This window comes from Lichenihabitans sp. Uapishka_5 (genome assembly GCF_033947565.1).
GTDB lineage: Bacteria > Pseudomonadota > Alphaproteobacteria > Rhizobiales > Beijerinckiaceae > Lichenihabitans.
Genome location: NZ_JARPVX010000040.1, coordinates 1 through 22,271, shown reverse-complemented (window position 1 = coordinate 22,271; position 22,271 = coordinate 1). Strand labels below are relative to the sequence as shown.

Sequence of the window (22,271 nt, the reverse complement as noted above, 5' to 3'; positions counted from 1 at the left end):
TGGATGCGTTCCAACCCTGATTCGGCGGCTTAGCCGCTCAAGTTATCGAAGAAGTCCTTGATCCGGTCGAAGAATCCCGTCGACTCGGAATAAGTCTTCTGAGTCGATTCGGCCTCGAATTCGGTCAGCAACTCCCGCTGTCGCCGGGTAAGGTTCTGCGGCGTCTCGACCATGGTCTGGATGTACAGGTCTCCCACGTCGCGCGATCGCAGCACCGGCATGCCCTTGTCCTTGATGCGGAACTGCTTGCCCGACTGGGTGCCCTCGGGGATCTTCACCTTGGCTTCCCCGCCATCGACGGTCGGCACCGAGAACTCGCCTCCGAGCGCCGCCTGCACCATGGAGATCGGCACCCGGCAATACAGGTCGGCCCCATCGCGCTGGAAGAACTGGTGCGGCTTTACAGCAAGAAAGATGTAGAGGTCGCCCGCCGGGCCGCCGCGCGAGCCGGCCTCGCCCTCCCCGGATAAACGAATGCGGGTGCCGTCCTCGACGCCGGCCGGCACGTTGACCGACAACGAGCGCTCGCGCGTGACCCGTCCCGCACCGGCGCAGACCGCGCACGGGTTCTCGATGATCTCGCCGCGACCACCGCAGGTCGGGCAGGTGCGCTCGATAGCGAAAAACCCTTGCTGGGCCCGCACACGGCCCTGGCCGCCGCAGGTGCCGCAGGTCTTCGGCCGCGAGCCCGGCTTGGCGCCGGACCCCGAACATGCTTCGCAGGCGATGGAGGTGGGGATCTTGACGGTCGCGGTCTTGCCCTTGAAGGCATCCTCGAGCGTGATCTCCATATTGTAGCGCAGGTCGGAGCCGCGCTCCCGACCATTCGAGCGGTTCGAGCGCCCCCGCCCCATCATGTCGCCGAACAGATCGTCGAAGATGTCCGACATGGAGGCACCAAAGCCGTCGCCCATGCCGCCCTGGCCACCGCCCTGCTCGAAGGCCGCGTGACCGAGCCGGTCATAGGCCGAGCGCTTCTGGCCGTCCGAGAGGATCTGATAGGCCTCGTTGACTTCCTTGAAGCGGATCTCGGCCGTCTTGTCGCCCGGGTTGCGGTCCGGGTGGTGCTGCATCGCGGCCTTGCGGAACGCGACCTTCAGCTCGACCTCGGTGACCGTGCGGGTGACGCCAAGCGTTTCGTAGAAGTCGCGTTTGGCCATGAACGAACGGGGTCCTGTCGATCCGGGGAGGCTTGGCCGCCCGGAGAGGCCTTTCAGGCCATCGAAAACGCCAAGAGCGGGGCGCGGATGCCACCACTCGTCATGACGAAAGGTTCTGCCACAAGGTTTTCACAAAAGCCACGTCGAGGGCTGTTGCTACATCGAAAGCGGGCGTCGAAGCTTGATGCCTCGTCGTTGCGAGAAGCAGAGCGACGAAGCAAACCAGGGGAGCGCCTCTGGCCCGGATGGCTTCTCTCCCGCCCGCAGTGACGAAACCGGCACCCGCATGCAAAAGGGCCGGCGCTTGAGGCGCCGGCCCTAGGGTGTCGCGTGACGCTTACGCGCTGCGCTTCTTGTCTTCGCCGCCCACTTCCTTGAAGTCGGCATCGATAACGTCGTCGTTGGCTTCCGGCTGGGCGCTGGCGCCGGCCTCGGCTCCCGCCGCCTGCGCCTTGTACATGGCCTCGCCAAGCTTCATCGAGGCCTGCATCAGCTCGTTGGTCCGCGCCTTGATGGCTTCGACGTCCTCGCCCTCGAGCGTCGGGCGGAGCGCCGCAATGGCGCCCTCGACCGCGCTCTTGTCCGATGCCGCGACCTTGTCGCCGTAATCGATAATCGACTTCTCGGTCGAATGGATCATCGCCTCGGCCTGGTTCTTGGCGTCGATCAACTCGCGGCGCTGCTTGTCCTCGGCCGCATGGACCTCGGCGTCCTTCACCATCTTGTCGATGTCGGCGTCGCTCAGGCCGCCCGAGGCCTGGATGCGGATCTGCTGCTCCTTGTTGGTGGCCTTGTCCTTGGCCGTGACATTAACGATGCCATTGGCGTCGATGTCGAAGGTCACCTCGATCTGCGGCACGCCGCGCGGTGCCGACGGAATGCCGACGAGGTCGAACTGGCCCAACACCTTGTTGTCGGCCGCCATCTCGCGCTCGCCCTGGAACACCCGGATCGTCACGGCCGTCTGGCTGTCCTCGGCGGTCGAGAACACCTGGCTCTTCTTGGTCGGGATCGTGGTGTTGCGGTCGATCAGCCGGGTGAACACGCCACCAAGCGTCTCGATGCCAAGCGACAGCGGGGTCACGTCGAGCAGCAGCACGTCCTTGACGTCGCCCTGCAGCACGCCGGCCTGCACGGCCGCGCCGATCGCCACCACTTCGTCCGGGTTGACGCCCTTGTGGGGCTCCTTGCCGAAGAACTGCTTCACGATCTCCTGGACCTTCGGCATGCGGGTCATGCCGCCGACCAGGACCACCTCGTCGATTTCACCGGCCGACAAGCCAGCGTCCTTCAGGGCCTTGCGGCAGGGCTCGACGGTCTTCTGGATCAGGTCGTCGACCAGAGCCTCGAACTTGGCGCGCGTCAGCTTAAGCGCAAGATGCTTCGGGCCGGAGGCATCCGCCGTGATGTAGGGCAGGTTGATGTCGGTCTGGGTCGCGGAAGACAGCTCGATCTTGGCCTTCTCGGCAGCTTCCTTCAGGCGCTGCAGGGCCAGCTTGTCCTTGCGCAGGTCGACCGTGTTGTCCTTCTTGAACTCCTCGACGAAATATTCGACGAGCCGGTTGTCAAAGTCCTCACCGCCCAGGAACGTGTCACCGTTGGTGGACTTCACCTCAAACACGCCGTCGCCAATCTCGAGCACAGAAACGTCGAAGGTGCCGCCGCCAAGGTCATAGACCGCGATGGTGCCGGCGGTCTTCTTATCAAGGCCATAGGCCAGAGCGGCCGCAGTCGGCTCGTTGATGATGCGCAACACCTCGAGGCCCGCGATCTTGCCGGCATCCTTGGTGGCCTGACGCTGGGCGTCGTTGAAGTAGGCCGGCACCGTGATGACCGCCTGGGTGACAGGCTGGCCCAGGTAGGACTCGGCCGTCTCCTTCATCTTCTGCAGCGTGAAGGCGGAAATCTGCGACGGCGAATATTGCTTGCCGTCCGCCGTGACCCAAGCGTCGCCGTTCGGCGCCTTGCTGATCTTATAGGGGACGAGGCCGATGTCCTTCTTGGTCATCGGATCTTCGAATGTGCGGCCGATGAGGCGCTTGATGGCGAAGAAAGTCCGCTCGGGGTTGGTCACGCCCTGGCGCTTGGCCGGCTGACCAACGAGGCGCTCGCCATCATCCGTAAAGGCCACGATCGAGGGCGTCGTGCGGGCGCCTTCCGCATTCTCGATGACCTTGGGCGTCGAGCCTTCCATGACACAGACGCAGGAATTGGTCGTGCCGAGATCGATGCCGATCACTTTTGCCATTGGGTAGAGTCCTTTCTGTTCGCAAGACCACCGAACCCCGAAGCGGTTCGGCTGATGGGCGGACGAAGCCGGCCGAGACGATCTCAGCCCGTTTCCGCCCGGTCCCCGATGGTTGGAATGTTGGGATCGCGTCCTGCCGCCGCAAGTTCCGAGGCGCATATAGGGGGCGGATTTTTGGGGCGCAAGGACAGAGGCCAGCGCCATCCCGGCGCTGCTTTCCCTGCGCTGCAATTCCGGCGTAGCCTGCTAGACGCGCCGATGCTTGTTTCTCACCATAGAGCTGCTTTCTCAGCATAAAGCCGCAAGTCCTAGGTCGCTGGCCCAGAACGGGCCACTCAAGTTGACGCTGCCCCTTAAAGCCCCTATAGGCCCGACTAGCTGAAACGGCTGCGCTTGACCGACCCGGGGCTTCTCAGGAGAGACCCCGGTTGTTTTCGCTTGAAAGCCATCGTTTCGACTCGGACGGCTCGGCCTCGCTTGGTGGCGATGTGCCCGATGGAGTGAACACGTGGCCCGTATCGCAGGCGTCAATATCCCGACAAACAAGCGCGTCGTCATCGCGCTTCAATATATTCATGGCATCGGCTCTCAGAAGGCCGCCGAGATTTGCGAAAAGGTCGCGATCCCGGCCGAGCGTCGCGTCGCGCAGTTGACCGATGCCGAGGTTCTGCAGATCCGCGAAGCCATCGACCGCGATTACATCGTGGAAGGCGACCTCCGCCGCGAAACCTCGATGAACATCAAGCGCCTGATGGACCTCGGCTGCTACCGCGGTCTGCGCCATCGTCGCCAGTTGCCGGTTCGTGGCCAGCGCACGCATACCAATGCCCGGACCCGCAAGGGCAAGGCCAAGCCGATTGCCGGCAAGAAGAAGTAACGCGTTAACAGAGCGGTCTTCCTCGGGCCTGGTCCGAAGACCCGTCAAAAACCATCCCCAGCGCCTGGCATCACGGGCGCGCCTGAAGGACTAAGATCGACATGGCAAAAGACGCAGGGCGCGTTAAGCGCCGCGAACGTAAGAACATCGCCTCTGGTGTGGCGCACGTGAATTCATCGTTCAACAACACGATGATCACCATCACGGATGCGCAGGGCAACACGATCTCCTGGTCGTCGGCCGGCACCATGGGCTTCAAGGGTTCGCGCAAGTCCACCCCTTATGCGGCGCAGATGGCCGCCGAAGATGCGGCCCGAAAGGCGGCCGAGCACGGCATGCGGACCCTTGAGGTCGAGGTGTCGGGCCCGGGTTCAGGCCGCGAATCGGCTCTGCGTGCCCTGCAGGCGGCGGGTTTCACGGTGACCTCGATCCGCGATGTGACCCCGATCCCGCATAACGGCTGCCGCCCGCGCAAGCGTCGTCGCGTCTGATCTCCTCCGGCGCCGCCCACGGGTGGCGCCTCAAACCTGTTCGGTCCGGGTCTGAGCCTGACGGCTCCCCGGCCGAATTTGCATTTCAAGCAAGGGGATTCCCGTGATCCACAAGAACTGGCAAGACCTGATCAAGCCCAACAAGCTCGAGGTGACGCCGGGCGACGACGCCAAGCGCACCGCCACCGTGGTGGCCGAGCCGCTCGAGCGCGGCTTCGGCCTGACGCTCGGCAACGCGCTGCGCCGCGTACTGTTGTCCTCCCTGCAGGGCGCCGCCGTGACCGCCATGCAGATTGACGGCGTGCTGCATGAGTTCTCCTCCATCCCGGGCGTGCGCGAGGATGTGACCGACCTCGTCCTCAACGTGAAGGACATCGCCATCAAGATGCAGGGCGACGGCCCGAAGCGCATGGTGTTGAAGAAGCAGGGTCCGGGCGCCGTCACGGCCGGCGACATCGGCACGGTGGGCGACGTACAGGTGCTCAACCCTGAGCTGGTCCTCTGCTCGCTCGACGAAGGCGCCGAGATCCGCATCGAATTCGTGGTCGCGACCGGCAAGGGTTACGTGCCGGCCGACCGCAACCGCGCCGAAGATGCGCCGATCGGCCTGATCCCGGTCGACAGCCTGTATTCGCCGGTGCGCCGTGTGTCCTACCGGGTCGAGAACACCCGTTCGGGCCAGGTGCTCGATTACGACAAGCTGATCATGCAGATCGAGACCGATGGCTCGATCACGCCCGACGATGCGGTCGCCTATTCGGCCCGCATCCTGCAGGACCAGCTCAACGTCTTCGTGAACTTCGAGGAGCCGAAGCGCGAAGAGGTGACGGCCGCCATTCCGGAGCTCGCCTTCAACCCGGCGCTGCTGAAGAAGGTGGACGAGCTCGAGCTGTCCGTGCGCTCGGCCAACTGCCTGAAGAACGACAACATCGTTTACATCGGCGACCTTATCCAGAAGTCGGAAGCCGAGATGCTGCGCACCCCGAACTTCGGCCGCAAGTCGCTCAACGAGATCAAGGAAGTGCTGGCCCAGATGGGTCTTCACCTCGGCATGGAAATCAACGGTTGGCCGCCGGAGAACATCGACGAGCTGGCCAAGCGTTTCGAGGAACATTACTGACACCCGTCCTCGCAGGGAGGGGAGCGACGAAGCGGACCAGGGATGCGCCTCGCATCTGGATCGCTTCGCTCCGCTCGCAATGACGGGCTGAAATTGTCGGGCCACCCTGGCACGACACGAAAGAGCGGCCGGCCCTTGGCACGGCGGTCGCATAACAAATGGAGAAGCCACCATGTATCACGGACGCAAGAAGCGCCGCTTCAACCGCACCGCCGAGCACCGCAAGGCCATGTTCAAGAACATGGCGCAGGCGCTCATCCATCACGAGCAGATCGTCACGACGCTCGAGAAGGCCAAGGATCTTCGCCCCGTGGTGGAGAAGCTGGTCACGCTCGGCAAGCGCGGTGACCTGCATGCCCGCCGTCAGGCGATCGCCCAGATCCAGAGCATCGAGATCGTGCGCAAGCTGTTCGACACGCTCGGGCCCCGCTACAAGGAACGCCAGGGCGGTTACACCCGCGTGTTGAAGGCCGGCTTCCGCTATGGCGATAACGCGGCCCTCGCGGTGATCGAGTTCGTCGACCGGGACGTCGAGGCCAAGGGCAAGCCCTTCGCCAATTCGATCACGGACGACACCGCCAAGGCCGCCTGATCGGCGCCTCATAGACCTGAGAAGCCGGGCCTCGTCCCGGCTTTTTTGTTGCCCGCCACGCCCCTTGCGGCAGATCGGCGGCGCCATGACATGAACCCGAGGTGCGGCGGGGTGCCGGACCGCCCTGATCACCCGGTCGGAGATGAGTCGCCAGTGAGAATCGCCGTTCGCGCCGTCGTCTCGCTCCTCGTCATCGGCCTGCCGGCCCTCGCGGTCCAGGCTGCCGGCGACGAGCCCCGGCAGGTGCCGCAATCGAAGGCCGACGTTCTTCTGTCCTTTGCGCCGGTGGCCAAGAAGGCGCAGCCCTCCGTGGTCAACGTTTACGCGAGCCGGGTCGAGAAGCAGCGCCACAACCCCTTGTTCGACGATCCCGTGTTCCGTCGGTTCTTCGGCGACGGGGCCGGCCAGCCGCGCGCCGGCGGAGCGACCGCGCAGTCGCTCGGCTCCGGCGTCATCGTCGATGCGTCAGGGCTCGTGGTCACCAACCACCACGTCATCGAGGGCATGAACGAGGTCAAGGTGGCGCTCGGCGACAAGCGCGAGTTCGAGGCCACCATCCTGGTCGACGACAAGCGCACCGATCTCGCGGTGCTGCAGATCAAGGACAAGGGCACCTATCCGGCCATGGAGATGGGGGACAGCGATCTCGCCCAGGTGGGTGACATCGTGCTGGCCATCGGCAATCCCTTTGGGGTCGGCCAGACGGTGACGCAGGGCATCGTTTCCGCGCTCGCACGCACGACCCTCGGCGGCAGCGACTACCAGAGCTTCATCCAGACCGACGCCTCCATCAATCCCGGTAATTCGGGCGGCGCGCTGGTGGACATGCAGGCGCGACTGGTCGGCATCAACGCCGCCATCTATTCGCAGACCGGATCGAGCGTCGGCATCGGCTTTGCAATCCCGGCCAATCTCGTCAAGATCGTCGTGGCGGCCGCCAAGCACGGTGCCCATGAGGTCAAGCGACCCTGGCTCGGCGCCACCCTGCAGGGGGTTACCCGCGACATCGCCGAGGGGCTCGGGCTTGCTCGCCCGGCCGGCGTCCTGGTGTCGGACGTGCTCGACGCGAGCCCGGCCGCCGACGCCGGCCTGAAGCAGGGCGACGTCATCACCGGCCTCGACGGCCAGGACGTCGATACGACGGATGCGCTCGGCTATCGGCTCAGCACACGGCCGCTCGGCGGCAGCGTGCCGCTCGTCGTGCGGCGGGACGGCAAAGCCTTGGACCTGTCGCTGAAGCTCATCAGCGCCCCAGAACTCCCGGCCCGCGATCCTGTAACCATCCACAACGCTTCGCCCTTCTCGGGCGTCACCGCCGTCAACCTGTCGCCGGCCGTGGCGGAAGAATACTCGCTCGACCGCGCCCGGAGAGGCGTGGTGGTGACCGAGGTCGCCGACAACACTCCCGCGGCCGCCACCGGATTCCAGAAGGGAGACGTGATCCTGTCGGTCAACGACACCCGGATGGCCGACACCCGGGCGTTGCAGAAGGCCGTGACGGATCGCAGCGCCGATTATTTCCGCCTCACCCTGATCCGCGGCGGCCAGGTGGTCGAAACCGAAGTCGGCGGCTGAGGCGCGCGTGAGCGACCTTTTCGCCGCCGCCGGTCTCGACCAGGATGTAGCCCGTCCGCTCGCCGACCGGCTGCGCCCCGCCAAGCTCGACGAGGTCGCGGGCCAGGATCACCTCGTCGGTCCCGAAGGGGCGCTGACCCGGCTGACAACCGGCGGCGGCTTCGGCTCGCTGATCTTCTGGGGGCCGCCCGGCACCGGCAAAACCACGGTGGCGCGGCTGCTGGCCCGCACCACCCGGCTCAACTTCGTCCAGCTGTCGGCCATTTTCTCCGGGGTGGCCGAGCTGAAGAAGATCTTCGACGAGGCCCGCGCCCGTCGGCGCACCGGCATGGGCACGCTGCTCTTCGTCGACGAGATCCATCGCTTCAACCGCGCCCAGCAGGACAGTTTCCTGCCCGTGATGGAAGACGGCACCGTCACGCTGATCGGTGCCACCACCGAGAACCCGTCGTTCGAGCTCAATGCGGCGCTGCTCAGCCGCGCCCGCGTGCTGACCTTCCGAGCGCTCGACGACGTTGCGCTCGACAAGCTGGTCGGCCGCGCCGAGGCTCTCGAGGGCAAGCCCATGCCGCTCGACCCCGAGGCCCGCGCGGCGCTGGTCCGCATGGCGGATGGCGACGGCCGCGCCCTGCTGACCTTGTCGGAAGAGATCTGGCGCGCCGCCCGGCCCGGCGAGATCTTCGACACCGCAGCCCTGACGGGCGTGGTGCAACGCCGGGCCCCCCTCTACGACAAGGGGCAGGATGGCCACTACAATCTGACTTCGGCGCTGCACAAGGCGGTGCGCGGCTCGGACCCCGATGCCGCAATGTATTATTTCGCCCGCATGCTCGACGGCGGCGAGGATCGGTTGTTCATTGCCCGCCGCCTCGTCCGCATGGCGGTCGAGGATATTGGTCTCGCCGATCCGCAGGCCCTCCTGGTCACCACGGCCGCCAAGGACGCCTACGACTTTCTCGGCTCGCCCGAGGGCGAACTGGCGCTCGCCAATGCGGTGCTCTATGTCGCCACCGCGCCGAAGTCGAATGCCGCCTACACGGCCTTCAAGGCGGCGCAGGCGCTCGCCCGCGAGGGCGGCTCCGCCATGCCGCCGAAGGTCATCCTGAATGCCGCCACGCACCTGATGCGCGACCAGGGCTATGGCAGCGCCTATCGCTACGACCACGACGAGCCCGATGGCTTCTCGGGCCAGGACTATTGGCCCGAGGCCCTCGGCCGGCATGCGCTCTACCACCCGGTCGACCGCGGCTTCGAGCGGGAGCTGCGCCAGCGGCTCGATGGATGGGAAACGCTGCGCCGGCAGCGACGCGACGCCTGAGCGGCCGTGATCTTGCCTCAGGCTGCGCTTAGGCGCAGGACAAGCGCAACACAGAAAAAGGCTCCCGCCGATGTTCCGTCCCGTCTCGATCCTGCTGCTGGCCCTCGGGCTCACCTGCGCGGCCGCACCGGTCTTCGCCCAAGCGACTGACGGCCCCCGCCACACCCGCAAGAGCAAGAAGGCTGTAGCGGCGCCGGCGGCCCCCACCGCCTCGCGCGGCGGCATCAACACGCCCTCGACCGATTTTTCCAAGGTCGAGCGCGCCGACGAAGAGCCGACCGGCCGCAATGGCCCCGCCTACCACCCCACCATGGGATCGGGCGGCATGGGCATGGGCGGCTCGTTCTAGCCGACACGCCCGGCGCCGACCCCTCGCATGCCCGTGGCCGATCCGACGATGCTGACACCCGCCGACATCCGCTTTTCCGTCGCGCCGATGATGGACTGGACAGACCGGCATTGCCGCGTCTTTCACCGTATCCTGTCGCGCCGGGCCCGCCTCTACACCGAGATGGTGACCGCGGGGGCGGTGATCCACGGCCCACGCGACCGGCTGCTCGGCTTCGACGCGGTCGAGCACCCGGTGGCGATGCAGCTCGGCGGCAGCGTGCCGGCCGACCTTGCCGCCGCGGCCCGCATCGCCGCCGATTATGGCTATGACGAGATCAACCTGAACTGCGGCTGCCCGTCCGATCGTGTGAAGAATGGCAGCTTCGGAGCCTGCCTGATGCGCGATCCGGCGTTGGTGGCCGAAGGGATCGCGGCCATGCGGGCCGCGGTTCCGTTACCCGTCACCGTGAAGTGCCGCATCGGGGTTGACGACCAGGACCCGGAGGAGGCGCTGCCGGCCATGGCCGATGCCGTGCTCGCGGCGGGTGCCGCGGCGCTGATCGTGCATGCCCGCAAGGCCTGGCTGCAGGGCCTGTCGCCGAAGCAGAACCGGGACGTGCCGCCGCTCGATTATTCCATTGTGGCACGGCTGAAGGCGGAGCGCCCGCAGGCGCTGATCGGCATCAACGGTGGCCTCACCACGGTAGCGGCCTGCGCGGAACAGCTTACGGTGCTGGATGGCGCCATGGTGGGGCGCGCCGCCTACCATGACCCCGAGATGTTGCTCGGCGTCGATCCCACCCTGTTCGGCGAGCCTGCGCCGGTGCCGGACGGCTTCGCGGCGGTGGAAGCCTTTATGCCCTATATGGCGGGGCGCCTTGCTGCGGGCGTGCGGCTGCACGACATGACGCGCCACCTCCTCGGCCTCTTCCCCGGCCTGCCGGGTGCCCGGCTCTGGCGCCGCCACCTCGCCACCGAGGCGCCGAAGCCCGGCGCCGGGCTCGAGGTGGTGCGCGACGCGCTCGCCCATGTCACCCGCCCGGCGGCCTCACTGGCCGCGTAGCACCACGCGGTCGCGGCTGAAGGTGAAGCTCGCCAGCCGGTTGAGGAAGCTCATGCCGAGCAGGTTCTCGTGCAATGCGCCCGGCCGCGCCACCAGGGCGTCGACGTCACGCTCGTGGATCGACCCCACCGCCAGCCCCGGCAGGGTAACGGCCGCCGTCAGGGCGTGGCCATTGGCGGTCGAGACCGGGATGTCATAGCTGAGCTTGCGGGTCGCGATGCCGAGCCGCACCGCATCCTCGGCGCGCAACACCACGGTCGAGGCGCCCGTGTCGAGGATGAAGGGCAACCTGAGCTTGCCGGCTTCCGCCACGATGGAGAATTGCCCGTCCGGCTGGCGGAACACCGTCACCTCGCGGTCGCCGGTCGGCACGACGGTGCCGGGGAACACGACGGCCATCACCCGGGTGCCCACCGCGTTCAGCTCCGTCCGGTAGGCGTAGCCGGTCAGCGCGACGCCGAACAAGGCGATCCAGGTGCCGAGCGCCAGAAACCCCGCCAGGATGCGGCCGCGGAACAAGCCCGGCACCGCCCGGGCCAGAACCAGGCCGATGGCGCCATAAAACAGAATGGCGGCCCAATCGTCGTGGTCGAGCCCTCCGAGGTTCATGGCATCGCCGCGTCGGGCGGCGGAACGACGACGCCGCGCGGCAGCCCCGCATCAGGCGGCAGCCCCGCATCGGCCATCCGTCCCGGCAGCTGCCGCATGACGGTCCGGCGCGCGGCCTCGTCGAGCCCCGCCCAGAGCACGATCTCGTCGAGCGTCCGGCCACAGCCGCAGCAAAGGCCCGACGTCGCATCCATGATGCAGAGCTTCACGCAGGGACTGGAGGGTGCGGACATCGGTGGGTCTGGTCAGGGTGGTGGGGCGCGAGCTTTAACCCAGCGGCACCGTGGCGGACAGCACCAGCAGATAGGTCACCTCCGCGGCTTGTTGCCCGGCGCCCACGAGATCGCCCGTCACGCCCCGGATGTGATGCCGGGCGAGCCGCGTCACCCCGAGCGCCGCGGCAGCGCTGGCCAGCAATGCCGCCAGGATCTGCAGTCCGTCGGCGCACCCACAGGCCGGCAGCGCGGCGCCCAGCAGGCCGGCGCCCAACAGCGCCGCAGCGAGCCCCGATGGCCCATCGGCCCCGGCTGCCTGGCCAAGCCCGTCGGCACGAGCCGGCGGCAGCAGATCCAGGGGCAACAGCATCAACCCACGCGACCAGGCCGCAGCCCCGAGAAACACCAACGCCGCCGCTCCAGGGCCCACCCGCCCGATCAGGCCTTGCAGCGCTGCGACCCGCAACACCAGCGCCAACCCGAGCGCCAGCGCGCCATAGCTGCCGATCCGGCTGTCGCGCATGATGGCGAGCTTGCGGGTAACCGTCCGGCCGCCCCCGAACCCGTCTGCCACATCGGCGAGCCCATCTTCGTGCAGCCCGCCGGTGACCACCACCAGGGCCGCGATTGCGAGGGCCGCCACGGCGAGGCTCGGCAGGCCGAACCGGGCCGCCAGTACCAGCACCAGGGCCGGCCCCGCGGCGATCAACAGCCCCGCCACCGGCGCCGCCCGCAGGGTGACGGCAAGCGAGGGCAGCGGCGCAGCGGTTTCAGGAAGCGGCAGGCGCGACAGGAAGCGGGCCGCCCCCAGCACCTGTCCGATGCGATCTTCGAACGTCATGGTTCTTTCCTTCGGGCGGAACCTAGCAAGGAAGGCCGGCAAACCGAAACATGCCCGCGCGCCGTCGGAGGCGATCCGCACGGCCGGCATCGGCTGGCAGGCCCACCCGGTCGGTGCGACGGCCGCACGGGTTGCAAGCCGCGCGTCGCGGCCCTAGTGGAGCAGCGGAACGGTCCGGTGGCGGCCGCATGCAAGGTTCCCGAATGCCAAGCGGCCTTCCCTTCGACGACATCCGTGCCCTGCTGGGCAGCCTGCCGGCGCTCGATTCCGCCGCGGTCGCGGCCATCGCGGCGCGGGACGTGCGGCTCACAAAGCCGCCCGGCTCGCTCGGGCGGCTCGAAACGCTGGTGTCCTGGATGGGTGCCGTGCAGGGCAAGGAGCGGCCCAGCATGGACCGGCCGGTCGTCACCGTCTTTGCCGGCAACCATGGGGTCGTGGCCCAGGGCGTATCGCCCTACCCGGCGTCGGTGACGGCCGCCATGGTGGCGAATTTCGGCGGTGGCGGCGCCGCCATCAATCAGATCTGCGCCACCTACGGGCTTGGGCTGAAGGTGTTCGAGCTGGCGCTGGAAATCCCGACCGGCGACATCACCGAAGGTCCGGCGCTCGACGAGGCCGCCTGCGCCGCCACCATGGCCTATGGCATGGAGGCGGTGGCAAACGGCACCGACCTGCTGTGCCTCGGTGAGATGGGCATCGGCAACACCACGGTGGCGGCCGCGCTCTACCATGCTCTGTATGGCGGCGATGCCGCCGACTGGGTGGGACGTGGCACCGGGGTGGATGATGCCGGCCTCGCCCGCAAGGTGGATGCCGTCCGCCGTGCGGTAGCGCTGCACGGCTCCTATCGCACAGATCCGCTCGAACTGCTGCGGCGGCTCGGGGGCCGCGAGGTGGCCGCCATGGCGGGTGCCATCGTGGCGGCCCGCATCGAGCGGGTGCCGGTGATCCTCGACGGCTATGTGGTATGCGCCGCGGCGGCCGTGCTGCACGCGCTCGACCCGCGCCTGCTCGACCATTGCGTCGCCGGGCACCGCTCGGCCGAGGGCGCCCATGCGGCGGTGCTGCAACGGCTCGGCAAGGTGCCGCTGCTCGACCTCGGGCTGCGGCTCGGCGAAGGCACCGGCGCGGCGCTCGCGGCCGGCCTGCTGAAAGCCGCGCTGGCCACCTTCGACGGCATGGCGACCTTCGACGAGGCCGGGGTGGCCGACAAGGCCGGCTGAACGGGCCGTCAAAGCCCTGACGCGCTTTAGGCCGCCGACGAGAAGGGGTGCCGCCAGCGGACCCCGTTCGGGCCGACGCCGTCGATCTGCGGCATGGCGTCGATGACGCGCTCGGGCGGCAGCACCACGATCACCTCCGTGCCTTCGCGCACCTTGGATTTCAGCGTGAAGGTGCCGCCGTGCATCTCCACCAGTCCCTTGACGATCGGCAGGCCGAGGCCCGAGCCTTCCTCGGCGTTCTTCTGGGCCAGCGTTCCCCGGCCGAAGGACGACATCACGACGGGGATCTCGGCCTCGGGAATACCGGGGCCGGTGTCCCGGATCGACAGATATTGCCCGCGCTCGGCCGTCCAGCCGACCTTGATGGTGACCTGGCCGCCCTGGGGCGTGAACTTGATGGCGTTCGACAGCAGGTTCAACACCACCTGCCGCATGGCGCGCTCGTCCACCCAAAGGCGCGGCAGGTTGCGTTCCATCATCTCGCCCAGGCGGATCTCGCGCTTGTTGGCCCGCAGGGTCATCAGGTAGCGGCATTCCTCGACGATGCCGGCGAGGCTCACCGGCTCTTCGTGCAGGTCGTAGCGGCCGGCCTCGACCCGGCTCAGATCGAGGATCTCGTTGATCAGCGTCAGCAGGTGCTGGCCGCTCGAATGGACGTCGTTGGAATATTCCTTGTAGACCGCCACCGAATGCGGGCCGAAGAGCTCGCCCTTCATCACTTCCGAAAACCCCAGGATAGCATTCAGCGGGGTGCGCAGCTCGTGGCTCATGGTGGCGAGGAAGCGGGATTTGGCTAGGTTGGCTTCTTCGGCGCGCCGCCGTGCCTCGTCCGAGTTGAGCCTCGCCTGTTCGAGCTCGATGATGCTTGTGTCGCGCTCGGCCTTGGCCGAGAGCCCCGCCAGTTGCACCGCATAAAGCCTGCGGGCCACCACAAGGCAAAAGACCTGCGCGAAGACTGTGACGGCCGTTTCGGGCAACCGGCCCGGGGCGTATTCGAAGACCATGAAACCACTGAGCGTCAGCGTCAGCGGCACGACGGCGGCATAAAGCGCCGCCGGCAGGCTGGAGCATAACAGCGCCGTCACGCCCGATACGCCGAGCAGCGTCAACGGAAGGCTGGTTTCGGCCCGGTGATCCGGGTCTCGCGTGCAAAGCAGCGCGAAGGCGATCCAGATGGCGGCCTGCCAGCTTTGCGACACCACGAACCGGTTGCGCCAGCGCTCGATCACGACTGCATGCGGATCGGCGCGCTGGAACCGGCGCGTCAGCTGGAACGACGCCCCGAGCCCCAGCAAAGCGATGGCCATCCAGGGCAGCACCAGCGCCGGCTCGACCGAAATCGGCAGCAAAGCCCCCCAGGCGCAGACGAGCCCCGCCTGCAGCATCACGATGGCACGCTGGTTGTGGGCGAACAGCCGCAGCAGCTCGAGATCGAAGGTGCGCTGCCCCGTGCCCGACGAGGTGAGCCGCTCCCGGGCCTCGCGCATGTCCTGCTGGTGCCGGCGACGTCGCGCCGCGGCATCGGCCGAACCGCCGCGACCCTTCTCGATCATTTCAGCCGTGATCTGACTCATCGACAAGGAGGCTCGGAAACGCAACGCGGCCGCGGACGGTCGCAGCCTCGCAAAGAACCGTTAACGCTGGGCTCACCGAACCGCTAAAACGCGGCGGATCAGGCCCGTGCCGACCCGCGCACAGGCGGATTTCGCGTTCCCTGACGGTGTGTTGCAGCGATGTTCGATGAGGAAGCCCCCACGGGGCTGGAGGCGATCGTCGCGGCAGCGGCCCGGTGTCGCCTTTGCCGCGACCAGCCCCTGAAGGCGCCGCTGCCTCACGAGCCGCGACCGATCTTCAGGATCTCGGCCGAGGCTCCAGTGGTGATCGCCAGCCAGGCGCCCGGCCATCGGGCCCATGTCAGCGGCGTGCCGTTCGACGATCCGTCGGGCGTGCGGCTGCGCGACTGGATGGGCCTCACCCCGGCGCGCTTCTACGACGCCTCGCGGGTCGCCATCGTGCCGATGGGATTCTGCTTCCCGGGCCACGATGCCCAGAAGGGCGACCTGCCGCCGCGCCCCGAATGCCGGCTCGCCTGGCACGACCGCATCTTCGCGGCCCTGCCCCGGGTCGAACTCATCCTGGTGATCGGGCTTTACGCGATGCGCTATCACCTGCCGCGCCTGGGCGTCCCGGTCCCGGCCACGGCCGGGATGACGGACCTCGTGGCCGGCTGGCGCCGCTTTGCCGACACACGGCCACGGTTGATCCCCCTGCCCCATCCATCCTGGCGCAACAGCGCCTGGCTGGCCCGCAATCCGTGGTTCGCGGAAGAGCTGCTCCCCACGCTGCGCAGCGAAGTGGCGCGCTTGACCGCGTAAGGCGGTTCAGGCCGACCGGGACAGCGCCGCGCGCATCGTCTCGGCCTGCGCGGCCAGCAGGCTGCCCTCCGCCATCGGGCCGCCCGGCGGCTTCAGCGGTACACCGCTTCGCCGGGGCAGAACATGCACATGCAGGTGAAACACTTCCTGGCCGCCCGCCGCCTCATTGAACTGCTGGATCGTCAGCCCATCGACCGCGAACACCTCCGAGGCCGCACGGGCGACGCGCTGCACCCGCAAAGCCAGCGCGGCGTAAAGATCGGGCGCGAGGTCGAGCAATGTGCGGGCCGGCGCCTTGGGGATCACCAGGCAATGCCCTTCCGACCGGGGCATGACGTCCATGAACCCGAGGGCAACATCGTCCTCGATGATCTTGTGGCACGGGATCTCACCCCGGAGGATCTTGGCGAAGATGTTCTGCGGATCGTAGTCGGCCATGCGGAAAGAGGTCCTCGATGTCGCGCAGGGTCCGGGCGGCCGATGCCGCCGGGACCCGCCTTCAACCAACCCTAGCGGATCAGCGATCCGTGATCGGGGTGAAGTCGCGCTGCACGGCACCGGTATAAAGCTGACGCGGGCGGCCGATGCGCTGGCTCGGGTCCTCGATCATCTCCTTCCACTGGGCGATCCAGCCGACCGTGCGGGCCAGCGCGAACAACACCGTGAACATCGACACCGGGAAGCCCATCGCCTTCAAGGTGATGCCCGAATAGAAATCGATGTTCGGGTAGAGCTTCTTCTCGATGAAATACTCGTCTGACAGCGCGATGCGCTCGAGCTCGATCGCGGTGTCGAGCAACGGGTCGTCCTTGATGCCGAGCTCGCCCAGCACCTCGTGGCAGGTCTTCTGCATGATCTTGGCGCGCGGATCGTAGTTCTTGTAGACCCGGTGACCGAAGCCCATCAGGCGGAACGGGTCGCTCTTGTCCTTCGCCTTGGCGATATATTGCGGGATGCGGTCCGGGGTGCCGATCTCCGACAACATCTTCAGCGCCGCCTCGTTGGCGCCGCCATGGGCCGGACCCCACAGGCAGGCAATGCCGGCCGCGATACAGGCGAAGGGGTTGGCGCCCGAAGACCCGGCGAGCCGCACCGTCGAGGTTGAGGCGTTCTGCTCGTGGTCGGCATGCAGGATGAAGATCTTGTCGAGCGCGCGCGACAGGATCGGGTTGACCTTGTAATCCTCGCACGGCACCGCGTAGCACATGTGCAGGAAGTTCGACGTGTAATCGAGGTCGTTCTTCGGATAAACGAAGGGCTGCCCGATGTTATACTTATAGGCCATCGCGGCGAGCGTCGGCATCTTGGCGATCAGCCGGATCGAGGCGATCATGCGCTGCTGCGGATCAGAGATGTCGGTCGAATCGTGGTAGAAGGCCGAGAGTGCCCCGACCACACCCGTCATCACCGCCATCGGATGGGCGTCGCGACGGAACCCCTGGAAGAAGCGGGCCATCTGCTCGTGCACCATGGTGTGGCGCATGACGCTGTAATCGAAACCGGCCTTCTGGGCCTTGTTGGGCAGCTCCCCATAAAGCAGCAGGTAACAGGTTTCGAGGAAGTCGCCGTGTTCGGCCAGCTGGTCAATGGGGTAGCCGCGATGCAGCAGCACGCCCTTGTCGCCATCGATATAGGTGATCGAGGATTCGCAGCTCGCCGTCGAGGTAAAGCCGGGATCGTAGGTGAAGACGCCGGCCTGCCCGTAAAGCTTCGAGATGTCGACAACGTCCGGGCCGATGGTCCCGGATCGCACGGGAAGCTCGATCGACTTGTTGTCGACGATGATCGTGCCGGAATTCGCAGTCATGGAGCAGCCTCGAACCTAGGGACGGCCGGCGCACGAGGGCGCCCCCGCGGCACGACGATGGTGCAATGCGGAACGCTATCGACTCGTTCCGCTCAGTTCAAGATGGGCGTCGGCCGCCCCTGGGGCGGGGTGGCCCAGGCCTATTCCTCCTTGAAGCCGTAATCCGGAATGCCCTGCTGGTTGCCGTAATATTTGTAGGGCAGGAACTTGCCCGACATGCCGATCTTCACGCGGTCGCCCTTCGGATTCGCCTCGCGCGAGAACTCGATGTTGAAATCGATCGCCGACATGATGCCGTCCCCGAACTCCTCCTGGATCAGCTCCTTCCAGGCCGGGCCGTTGACCATCACCATCTCATAGAACCGGTAGATGAGCGGGTCGGTCGGTGGCATCGGAGTTCCGGCGCCACGCATGGGGATCTCGTTCAGCATGGCCTCCTCGGCCTTGCTGAGACCGAACATCTCGGCCGCGCGTGCCGCCTGGGGCTTCAGCAGCTTCATCTGGCCCAGAAAGGCGCCGACGATCAGCACGTCCGACATGCCACCCACACCGTCGCAGATGTGGCGCCAGGTCCAGCCCTTCTCGCGCTTGATGTCGAGCAGCTTCTCGGTGAGGTCTTCGCGTTTCATGGGGGATCTCCGAACAAGGGTGCTGGCGTTGTCGACCGGCATCCCGGCTTTTCAACCCCGACCGAGGCTCAGCCGGGCGAAACGTCCGCCCCGATCGCGTCCGCGATGCGGCCGAGGCTTTCCGCGCGCCCCAGCACGGCCAGCACGTCGAAGATGCCGGGCGAGGTGGTGCGCCCCGTCAGCGCCGCCCGCAAGGGCTGCGCCATCTGCCCGAGCTTGGCTTCGATCGATTCCGCATAGGCCCGCACCGTCGCTTCCGTGGTGTCGGCCGACCAGGCCTCCAGGGCCGACAAGCGCGGCAGAAGCTGCCGCAGGTGATCGCGCCCGCCATTGGACAGGACCGCGGCCGCCTTCTCGTCGGTGCCAAGCGGCCGCGTGGCGAACAGGTAGCCGGCGCCGTCGAGCAGCTCCACCAGCGTCTTGGCGCGCTCCTTCAGCCCCGGCATCGCGGCCAGCAGCTTCGCCTCGAGAGCCGCGTCGAGCGTGGCCGCGATCGCGGCGCCGCCCGGCAGGAACGGCATCGTTTCCACGAGGTCCTGCGTGACGGCGGCCGGCGTGGCGTCGCGCATCTTGTGGCCGTTCAGGTTCTCGAGCTTCTTGAAATCGAAGCGCGACGGTGAGCGGCCGATGCCGGCGAGGTCGAAGGCGCCGATCATCTCGTCGGTCGTGAACATTTCGCGGTCGCCCTGGCTCCAGCCGAGCCGCAGCAGGTAGTTGCGCAGCGCTTCCGGCAGGAACCCCATCGCCCGATAGGCATCGACCCCAAGTGCGCCGTGGCGCTTCGACAGCTTCGAGCCGTCGGGCCCGTGGATCAGCGGGATGTGGGCCATCATGGGCACGTCCCAGCCGAGCGCCCGGTAGATGTGGGTTTGCCGCGCCGCATTGGTCAGGTGGTCGTCGCCGCGGATGATCTGCGTCACGCCCATGTCGTGGTCGTCGACCACCACGGCCAGCATATAGGTGGGCGTACCGTCCGAGCGCAGCAGCACCAGATCGTCGAGGTCGCGGTTCGGGAAGGTGACCGTGCCCTGCACGGCATCCTCGATCGTGGTCTCGCCGTCCTGCGGCGCCTTGAGGCGGATCACCGGCTTCACCCCGGCGGGGGCCTCGGCGGGGTCGCGGTCGCGCCAACGGCCGTCATAGCGTGGCGGCCGGCCTTCCTGGCGCGCCGCGTCCCGCATGGCGGTGAGTTCCTCAGGCGTGGCATAGCAATGGTAGGCGCGACCTTGCCGCAGCAGCTCCTCGGCCGCCGCGCGGTGCCGTTCGGCGCGGCTCACCTGGTAGATGACGTCGCCGTCCCAATCGAGGCCGAGCCACTTCAGGCCGTCGATGATGGCCTCGATGGCGGCCGCCGTCGAGCGTTCGCGGTCGGTGTCCTCGATGCGCAGCAGCATGCGGCCGCCGTGCTGACGCGCGTAAAGCCAATTGAACAAGGCCGTGCGGGCGCCGCCGATATGCAGGAAGCCCGTGGGCGATGGCGCGAACCGCGTGACGATCTGGTCTGACACCTCGACAACACCCTGGTCGGAGTTTTGGGAAAAGGCGCTCCGACCCTTCGAGGGGGCTTCCGCGCGCGCGGCGCTGCATTAGCATGGGCCGGGGCCCCGCATAAAGGGACGATGTCGCGCATGGCCACGGCCGCCGGCACGGTGAAGCAAGCCGCGGCCGCGCTCGGGGAACTGGCGCGGGCCGGCGGCTTGCGAGCCGCCTGGTCGGGCTTGTCTGTGCTGCTGGGCGCGGCCCTGGAGCGCGAATGGGAAGAGCGGCGCTTCTTCTTGTGGCTGCCGGTGGGCGCCGGCGCGGGCGTCACCCTGTACTTCCAGGCCGACCACGAGCCTTCGCTGCCCTATGGGGCGGCCCTATGCGGCATCGCCGCGGTTGCGGTCGCGGCAGCACGCCGCCGCCGGGGGCCGCGCCTTATCGCCGCCGCCGCGCTGGCGGTGTTGCTCGGCTTCAATGCGGCGGCGCTGCGGACGCGCCTTCTGGCCCATCCGGTGCTGGCCCGCACGCTGATCGCCAAGCTGACCGGCACCGTCGAGATGGCCGACCATCGCGCGGTCGGCACCCGTTTCGTGCTGCGGATCGAGGCGGGCCCCACCGCGCCGGCGCTGACCCGGGTGCGCCTGACGACGCGGCGCGGCGACGCGATCGAGGCGGGAGACCGTGTCGCCGTAACGGCCCGACTGGTGCCGGCCGCCCGCGCGGCGCTGCCGGGCGGCTACGATTTCGCCCGCGACGCTTATTTCCTCGGCCTCGATGCCGTCGGCTCGACGCTCGGCCGCATCGTGCCGCTGCCCCCTGCGGCCACTCCCGGCTGGGCCACAGGCTGGACCATGGCGATCGACCGTGTCCGCAACATCCTGGTGGCGCGCGTCCAGGCGACGCTCGGCGGCGACACCGGCGCCATCGCGGCCGCCATGGTGACGGGCAAACGCGACCTGCTATCGGAAGACGGCCGCGACCTGATCCGCGAGGCCGGCATCTTCCACATCATCACCATCGCCGGCGTCCAGATGACGCTGGTGGCGGCGCTGTTGTTCGGGCTCATCCGCGGCGGCCTGGCGCTGGTGCCCGGGCTGGCGCTGCGTCACCCGCTGAAACACTGGGCCGCCGCCGGCGCCATCGCGGGGGCGATCGGCTACGACCTCCTGACCGGCTCGCGCATCGGCACGCAGCGCGCCCTGTTGATGACCGTCATCATGTTCGGCGCCGTGTTGTGCGACAGGCGGGCCCTGACGATGCGCAATCTCGCCCTCGCGGCCCTGGCCGTGGCGTTGTTCGAGCCCGAGGCCATCCTGGGGGCGAGCTTTCAGCTGTCCTTCGCGGCCGTGGCGGCCCTGGTGTCGGTGCACGAAAGCCGGCATTTGTCGGGCGCCGCCGCGCGGCCGCCCCGGCCCGTCAACCTCGGCCTGCTCGGCCATGCGCTCGACCGCGTGGCCGGCCTGTTGGCCGCCGGCAGGCGGCTGCTGGTCGCCACCCTGTGCGCCACGAGTGCCACGATGCCGTTCATGGCGGCGAACTTCCACGAGATCAGCCCCTATGTGGTGATCGGCAACCCGCTGACGTTGACGGTGATCGAGTTTTTCGCCGTGCCGGGAGCGCTGCTCGGCACCCTGCTGGCGCCGCTCGGCCTCGATGGCCCGGTGTGGCACTGGATCGGGCTCGGCATCGCGATCGTGTTGTGGGCCGCGCGCCTCATAGCGGCCGCGCCCGGCGCCACGCTGCACGTGCCGGCCTTTGCGGCCTGGACACCGGCCTGCGCGGCCCTGGCCTTATCCAGCGCCGTGATCTGGCGCAGCCCGATCCTCCGCCTGATGGCGGTGCCCTTCGCGCTGGCGACGCTGGCCGGCGCCCTGTCGGGTCCGCGCTACGACCTGGTGATCGCCCCCACCGGCGACACGCTGGCGTTCCGGGACGCGAGCGGGCGGCTTGCCACGCTGGGGCACACCAGCGCCTTCGGGGCGGCCCAATGGCTGACCGCCGACGGCGACGAACGCGACCCGCAGGCGGCGGCGGGATCGCCGGAAGCGCGATGCGACCCGCTCGGTTGCGTGGCCACCGTGCTCGACGGCCGCCTGTTGTCGCTGGTGGCGAAATCCGAAGCCTTCGAGGAAGACTGCCGGCGCGCCACCATCGTGGTGACGCCGCTTTATGCCCCGGCCAGCTGCGGGGCCGAGTTGATCGTCGACCGCGGCACGCTGATCGGCACCGGCGCCGCGGCCGTGACGGTGCACAACGGCGCCCTCGTGCTGGCGCCGGCGCGGCGCCCGGGCGAGGACCGCCCCTGGTCGCCGGCCC

General features: G+C 67.9%; 21 protein-coding genes. 11 read left to right on the top strand and 10 right to left on the bottom strand.

The annotated features are described in order from the left end of the window. Positions 1–29: 29 nt before the first annotated feature. Together dnaJ and dnaK are read right to left on the bottom strand one after the other, a co-directional pair. A complete protein-coding gene (gene dnaJ, locus P7D22_RS14215; protein WP_319934906.1) occupies positions 30–1,160 on the bottom strand; it encodes a molecular chaperone DnaJ in 1,131 nt (376 codons plus the stop codon). A 337-nt stretch (positions 1,161–1,497) separates the two neighbouring features. After that, a complete protein-coding gene (dnaK, locus tag P7D22_RS14210; protein ID WP_319934905.1) occupies positions 1,498–3,408 on the bottom strand; it encodes a molecular chaperone DnaK in 1,911 nt (636 codons plus the stop codon). Positions 3,409–3,916: 508 nt separating this feature from the next. On the opposite strand from dnaK, the gene rpsM reads away from it, so the two are divergent. From rpsM to dusA, 8 genes are all read left to right on the top strand, one after another. Continuing rightward, positions 3,917–4,285, top strand: coding sequence for a 30S ribosomal protein S13 (rpsM, locus tag P7D22_RS14205; protein WP_319934904.1), 369 nt, complete (start codon positions 3,917–3,919; stop codon positions 4,283–4,285). Positions 4,286–4,386: 101 nt separating this feature from the next. Next, on the top strand, positions 4,387–4,776 hold the full coding sequence (rpsK, locus tag P7D22_RS14200; RefSeq protein ID WP_319934903.1) for a 30S ribosomal protein S11: 390 nt from the start codon (positions 4,387–4,389) through the stop codon (positions 4,774–4,776). 103 nt (positions 4,777–4,879) lie between these two features. Further along, entirely contained in the window at positions 4,880–5,896 is a 1,017-nt protein-coding gene (locus P7D22_RS14195; RefSeq protein ID WP_319934902.1) for a DNA-directed RNA polymerase subunit alpha, read from the top strand. 172 nt (positions 5,897–6,068) lie between these two features. Next, positions 6,069–6,488 carry a 50S ribosomal protein L17 gene (gene rplQ, locus P7D22_RS14190; RefSeq protein ID WP_319934901.1) on the top strand — a complete coding sequence of 140 codons (420 nt, stop codon included), beginning with the start codon at positions 6,069–6,071 and terminating at the stop codon, positions 6,486–6,488. A 153-nt stretch (positions 6,489–6,641) separates the two neighbouring features. Then, a complete protein-coding gene (locus tag P7D22_RS14185) occupies positions 6,642–8,063 on the top strand; it encodes a Do family serine endopeptidase (protein ID WP_319934900.1) in 1,422 nt (473 codons plus the stop codon). A gap of 7 nt (positions 8,064–8,070) precedes the next feature. Beyond that, on the top strand, positions 8,071–9,381 hold the full coding sequence (locus P7D22_RS14180; RefSeq protein ID WP_319934899.1) for a replication-associated recombination protein A: 1,311 nt from the start codon (positions 8,071–8,073) through the stop codon (positions 9,379–9,381). 70 nt (positions 9,382–9,451) lie between these two features. Next, positions 9,452–9,730 (top strand): hypothetical protein, encoded by a 279-nt coding sequence (locus P7D22_RS14175; protein ID WP_319934898.1) that lies wholly within the window; start codon positions 9,452–9,454, stop codon positions 9,728–9,730. A gap of 27 nt (positions 9,731–9,757) precedes the next feature. Continuing rightward, positions 9,758–10,774 carry a tRNA dihydrouridine(20/20a) synthase DusA gene (gene dusA, locus P7D22_RS14170; protein ID WP_319934897.1) on the top strand — a complete coding sequence of 339 codons (1,017 nt, stop codon included), beginning with the start codon at positions 9,758–9,760 and terminating at the stop codon, positions 10,772–10,774. Here dusA and P7D22_RS14165 read toward each other — a convergent pair. The 3 genes from P7D22_RS14165 to P7D22_RS14155 are packed head-to-tail and all read right to left on the bottom strand — an operon-like array spanning position 10,760 to position 12,439. Then, positions 10,760–11,383: a retropepsin-like aspartic protease family protein gene (locus P7D22_RS14165; RefSeq protein WP_319934896.1), complete on the bottom strand. Its 624-nt coding sequence runs from the start codon at positions 11,381–11,383 to the stop codon at positions 10,760–10,762. The two genes, dusA and P7D22_RS14165, sit on opposite strands and share 15 nt — an antisense overlap. After that, on the bottom strand, positions 11,380–11,616 hold the full coding sequence (locus P7D22_RS14160; protein WP_319934895.1) for a DUF1289 domain-containing protein: 237 nt from the start codon (positions 11,614–11,616) through the stop codon (positions 11,380–11,382). Before P7D22_RS14160 ends, P7D22_RS14165 begins: the two co-directional genes overlap by 4 nt. Before the next feature lie 34 nt (positions 11,617–11,650). Continuing rightward, positions 11,651–12,439 (bottom strand): adenosylcobinamide-GDP ribazoletransferase, encoded by a 789-nt coding sequence (locus P7D22_RS14155; RefSeq protein WP_319934894.1) that lies wholly within the window; start codon positions 12,437–12,439, stop codon positions 11,651–11,653. A gap of 188 nt (positions 12,440–12,627) precedes the next feature. Between P7D22_RS14155 and cobT the strand changes: the two genes are divergently transcribed. Continuing rightward, the gene (gene cobT, locus P7D22_RS14150) at positions 12,628–13,662 is read left to right on the top strand and encodes a nicotinate-nucleotide--dimethylbenzimidazole phosphoribosyltransferase (RefSeq protein ID WP_442916090.1); all 1,035 of its coding nucleotides are present in this window, start codon (positions 12,628–12,630) and stop codon (positions 13,660–13,662) included. Between the two features lie 26 nt (positions 13,663–13,688). Here cobT and P7D22_RS14145 read toward each other — a convergent pair whose 3' ends face one another. Next, on the bottom strand, positions 13,689–15,236 hold the full coding sequence (locus P7D22_RS14145) for a sensor histidine kinase (RefSeq protein ID WP_319934892.1): 1,548 nt from the start codon (positions 15,234–15,236) through the stop codon (positions 13,689–13,691). A 159-nt stretch (positions 15,237–15,395) separates the two neighbouring features. Between P7D22_RS14145 and P7D22_RS14140 the strand changes: the two genes are divergently transcribed. Then, the gene (locus P7D22_RS14140) at positions 15,396–16,037 is read left to right on the top strand and encodes a uracil-DNA glycosylase family protein (RefSeq protein ID WP_319934891.1); all 642 of its coding nucleotides are present in this window, start codon (positions 15,396–15,398) and stop codon (positions 16,035–16,037) included. 6 nt (positions 16,038–16,043) lie between these two features. Here the strand turns inward: P7D22_RS14140 and P7D22_RS14135 are convergent, their stop codons facing one another. The 4 genes from P7D22_RS14135 to gltX all read right to left on the bottom strand — a co-directional run bounded on the left by P7D22_RS14135 (position 16,044) and on the right by gltX (position 19,981). After that, positions 16,044–16,475, bottom strand: coding sequence for an HIT family protein (locus tag P7D22_RS14135; RefSeq protein WP_319934890.1), 432 nt, complete (start codon positions 16,473–16,475; stop codon positions 16,044–16,046). A gap of 79 nt (positions 16,476–16,554) precedes the next feature. After that, the gene (gene gltA / locus P7D22_RS14130; RefSeq protein ID WP_319934889.1) at positions 16,555–17,844 is read right to left on the bottom strand and encodes a citrate synthase; all 1,290 of its coding nucleotides are present in this window, start codon (positions 17,842–17,844) and stop codon (positions 16,555–16,557) included. 140 nt (positions 17,845–17,984) lie between these two features. Continuing rightward, positions 17,985–18,473: a cyanase gene (cynS, locus tag P7D22_RS14125; protein ID WP_319934888.1), complete on the bottom strand. Its 489-nt coding sequence runs from the start codon at positions 18,471–18,473 to the stop codon at positions 17,985–17,987. Between the two features lie 68 nt (positions 18,474–18,541). Further along, positions 18,542–19,981, bottom strand: coding sequence for a glutamate--tRNA ligase (gene gltX, locus P7D22_RS14120; RefSeq protein WP_319934887.1), 1,440 nt, complete (start codon positions 19,979–19,981; stop codon positions 18,542–18,544). A gap of 120 nt (positions 19,982–20,101) precedes the next feature. Here gltX and P7D22_RS14115 point away from each other — a divergent pair. Further along, positions 20,102–22,271, top strand: a 2,170-nt coding sequence (locus P7D22_RS14115) for a ComEC/Rec2 family competence protein (RefSeq protein WP_319934886.1), incomplete at its 3' end; no start/stop codon positions are given.